This window comes from Streptomyces sp. NPDC059534 (genome assembly GCF_042743475.1).
GTDB lineage: Bacteria > Actinomycetota > Actinomycetes > Streptomycetales > Streptomycetaceae > Streptomyces.
In genome coordinates this window covers 1-4012 of sequence record NZ_JBHWAQ010000105.1, presented here as the reverse complement: position 1 = coordinate 4012, position 4012 = coordinate 1, and the positions used below count along the sequence as shown (strand labels likewise).

Below are 4012 nucleotides of genomic sequence, written 5' to 3'. Positions count from 1 at the left end.
CCGTGAGACCGCCCCCGCACGATCGAAGCCCCGCTACACTCCAGCCGCCCAGCGAAACCCGCAGGTCAGACAGTAAAATCCTGCTGGAGTACTAGGACTTGTCCGGCCGATCATGTGACAGTCCGTCGAGATCAAGGCCCCGAACAGCGCCAGGAAAATGGATCCTCGCCCACTCTCGAGTGTGTCAGGGTGCTCGCATGTCCAACCCCGTCTCGTACCCCGTCTTCCGTACTACCGACCCAGCAGCGGCCTTGCGCGTGGCGCGAGAGCTTGTGGCGGTCGGTGACCAGCAGTACGCGCAGGTGTCGGTGGACGTCGAACTGCGGACGGTCCGGGAAGTGCTGCGGATACGCGAGGCGCTGCCGGATTCCTGGTTCAGGAAGGAGGACATCGAGGACTGGGCGCGGGATCCCTCCGACCCGACTCGTCTGCACGGCGGTATCCATGCACCCGAGCTCTCCACGGACCCGGACTCCCTGCACCATCACCTGCCGCTCTGGGCATCGATGGAGTACCGGCCAGTGGGCAGCATCGAGGACGATTTCGCTGCCTCGGTAGGGTCGAACATCGGCGAGATCTGGTGGGACAGCCTGGCCTGGCCTGACGTACCGGACTGCGGCATCCACGGCGAAGCCAACCATACCGGGGTTTCTCTTCTCTTCAACTGCCGCACCAAAGATCTCGACGAACGTGCCGATGACCACACCGTGTTCGTCCACGGGCTCCGCAGGAGCGACAGGGGGGCCGAGGAACGGCACGCCGCCTGGCTGGCAGAACAGATTGGCCAGTGCGTCATCGGGCCACGGCAGGAGTAACCCCCGATCGGGCCGACCGCCCCAGGCCGATCATGTGACTGCCCTGGCTTCAGGTCGTTGGGACGGATATGGGGCGGGGTGATCTGAGTGACGCGGAGTGGGAACGGCTGCGGCCGTTCCTTCCTGTCAGCAACAGGCGTTGTGGCAGGTGGCGGGACCATCGGCAGGTGATCGACGGGATTCTGCATGGGGTACGGACCGGCGTGCAGTGGCGTGACCTGCCCGAACGGTTCGGACCCTGGAAGACCGTCTACGAACGGCACAGGCTGTGGTCTGCCGACGGGACCTGGGAGCGTCTGCTCCAGCAGGTCCAGGCGGCGGCGGATGCGGCGGGTGAGATCGACTGGAACGTCTCGGTCGACTCCACCGTCGTGCGGGCGCATCAGCATGCGGCGGGTGCCCGCACCGACCCGCCGCCGGCCCCCACGTCAAAGGGGGCCGAAGGGCCAGAACATCAGGACGAAACGCCATGGCAGAGCCTGCACGCCCGCCCGGTGGAGGTGGTGCGGGAGGTGAGGGCCTGGGCCGCTCGCGCGGCGGGTTCACCACCAAGCTCCACCTGAGCGCGGACGGCCGCTGCCGCCCGCTGTCCCTGGTCGTCACACCAGGACAGCGGGCGGACTGCACGCAGTTCAAGCCGGTCCTGGAGAGGATCCGCGTCCCGAAGCGCGGTCCGGGAAGGCCACGCAAGAAGCCGGACAGCGTCGCAGCCGACAAGGCATACAGCAACGGGCCCTGCCGCGACTATCTGCGGCAACGGGGCATCCGCCACACGATTCCCGAGAAGATCGACAGCCAGGCCGCCCGCCTACGCAAAGGGGCACGCGGCGGACGGCCACCGGGCTTCGACGAAGAGCGGTACAAGAAACGCAACACCGTCGAGCGTGCCATCAACCGACTGAAGCAGCACCGGGCGGTGGCCACCCGCTACGACAAGCGCCGCTACGTCTACCTCGGCACCGCAACCACCGCAGCCCTCACCATCTGGCTCCGAACATGATCGACCGGACACTGCCTAAGCGGCCGAACCCCGATGCCGGCGTGAGCTGCTGTGCCGAAGCCGGTTGTGAACGGTGACGATATTCCCCATGGGATCCCGAACGCGCCTCCGTGGGCATCCGGTCCTACCGGTGCTGCGGCGCACTGTCAGGCCCATCCGACAGATGCAGCCTTGGTCCGTTGGCGTCGGTCAGTAGCCGATGGTGAAGCGGCGTTGGACGAAGCGCGGCAGCTCCGCCTCGTCGACGAGGGCAATGGCGGCGTCCTCCATGGAGATGCTGCTGCGCCCGTCTGCGTCGAGGACCGGCTGGTCGCCGCCGATACGGAACCTGCCCGTACGTTCGCCGGGTGCGATGTCCTCTGCGGGGCTGAAGTAGGTCCACAGTCGGTTGGAGGTGCGCAGGACGTTCAGGGCGTCGCGGTGGCCGCGCACCGCGGCGGAGTACTCCCTCGGCAGGCCGATCTCATCGAGGGCCTCGTGCAGGAGTTCGTCGGAGTCGGCCCGCACGACTCCGGGCTCGATCTCCAGACTGCCGGCGCCGCCGATGACGATGAGCCGGGTCCGAGGGTGGCTCTCCAGCGCCTTCAGGAGTGCTCGCGCGGCAGTGGCGTACACCGTGGGATCGGCGATCGAGCGTGCCACGGTGTCGGCGATGTCCTTGGTGGCGTTTCCGGGCTGGAATCCACTGATCAGTACATCGAGGCCGGGTATGACGGCGGCGACGCCGTCCGCGTCGAGGACGTCGACGCTCTTCCAGGCGATGTTCTTCCGGTTCTCGTCGATCCGCGTGGCGTCGCGGCTGAAGGCCGTGACGTGATGCCCCCGGTCGAGGGCTTCGGTGACGACGCGACTGCCGATGCCGCCCGTGGCCCCGATGACTCCGATGTGCATGGCTCTCCCTGGGTAGTTGCTCGCACTGCCGACATCTTCACGGCATGCAGAGAGTACACGGCGTGAAGTATTGATACGGGGTTCAGTATTGTGACGCTGTAGAGTCAGGAGCCATGGGAAGCGTGGGAAACACCAAGGGGCGCCGAGAGCGGCTGAGGGCCGAGACGACCGCCGAGATCAAGAAGGTCGCGCTGGAGTTGATGGCCTCGGGGGGACCGGATGCGATCACGCTGCGGGCCATCGCGCGCGAGATGGGCATGACGGCCAACGCCATCTACGGCTACTTCGCCACCCGCGACGACCTGGTCACCACGCTGATCAGCAACGTCTACACCTCGCTGGCCGACACCGTGGACGCCGCCTGGGACGCCACCCCCGCCCAGGACCCGGCCGCCCGGATCCAGGCATGGGCCCACGCCTTCAGGAGCTGGGCGCTGGCCAACCCCGAGGGCTTCCGTCTCATCTACGGCGACCCCGTCCCCGGCTACCGGCCCCCCGAAGGCGGCGCCGCCCCGGAAGCCGCCCACCGCGTCTGCACCGGCATCACCGCACTCGCGGCCGCAGCCTGGCCACACGCCGAGCTCCGCTACTCGGACAGCCACTTCGAGTGGTCCGACTTCGATCTCGGTCTGCTGGACAAGGTCCGCCCGGCCTTCCCCGACCTGCCCCCGGCCGCCGTGGCCCTTGCCCTGCGCATCTGGAGCCACCTGCACGGCCTGGTGTCACTGGAGATCTACGGCCACCTGCAGACCCAGGCACTCAGCCCGGAAAAGCTCTTCCGCGAAGAACTCGCCCAGCTCATCCGGTCCTTGGGCATCACACCGTAGAGGTGATGGCCCTGCGCAAGCGGCCAGCTGTACCGCTGACTCGCCCCGGCAGGCGTAAATCACACTAAAGCGTCGATCCCGCCAGTCTGCGCACCCGCGTCAACGGAGGGAGCTCCGCCTGGGGAATTACGGCTCTGGCGCTGATCTTGTGACGCTGCGGTGTCAGTGGTGGTTGTGATCATGGCTCGCGTGTTCTTCGCGGAGTTCCGAGGTGTTGTTCCCTCATCTGGCCGGCGTCGTCGTGGAGTTGGTCGAGCGGGCTGTGGCCGGGGTGGTCACGATGCCCGCGCGGGAGCCCGCCTGGCCGCGGCGCTGGGCCTGTGCGTCGCCAAGGACACCCGGTTACGTCTGGTCCGCGCTACGCCGGAAGAATTCGTCGGACATATTCGCGTGCTCGGTGTCGACGATTTCGCGCTGCGGAAAGGTGACTAGTACGCCACGATCCTGGTGGACCTGGAGAGACGGCGCCCGGTGGACGT

The 4012-nt window shown here is 67.3% G+C and carries 4 protein-coding genes; 3 read left to right on the top strand and 1 reads right to left on the bottom strand.

Features of this window, described 5'->3' with window-relative positions:
- Positions 1 to 197: 197 nt before the first annotated feature.
- Positions 198 to 815: a hypothetical protein gene (locus ACFVZH_RS39920; protein WP_384905512.1), complete on the top strand. Its 618-nt coding sequence runs from the start codon at positions 198 to 200 to the stop codon at positions 813 to 815.
- Between the two features lie 68 nt (positions 816 to 883).
- Positions 884 to 1815, top strand: a protein-coding gene (locus ACFVZH_RS39915; RefSeq protein ID WP_384905510.1) for an IS5 family transposase whose coding sequence is annotated in 2 segments (ribosomal slippage) — positions 884 to 1219 and positions 1222 to 1815 — 930 coding nt in all. Because the reading frame shifts where the segments join, the coding sequence is not laid out codon by codon here.
- A 189-nt stretch (positions 1816 to 2004) separates the two neighbouring features.
- On the opposite strand, the gene ACFVZH_RS39910 is transcribed toward ACFVZH_RS39915, so the two are convergent.
- Positions 2005 to 2706, bottom strand: a complete 702-nt coding sequence (locus ACFVZH_RS39910) for an NAD(P)-dependent oxidoreductase (RefSeq protein ID WP_384905508.1) — start codon at positions 2704 to 2706, stop codon at positions 2005 to 2007.
- Positions 2707 to 2819: 113 nt separating this feature from the next.
- Between ACFVZH_RS39910 and ACFVZH_RS39905 the strand changes: the two genes are divergently transcribed.
- Complete coding sequence (locus ACFVZH_RS39905; RefSeq protein WP_384905505.1) at positions 2820 to 3533, top strand: TetR/AcrR family transcriptional regulator; 714 nt, start codon at positions 2820 to 2822, stop codon at positions 3531 to 3533.
- The last annotated feature ends 479 nt before the right edge of the window (positions 3534 to 4012 follow it).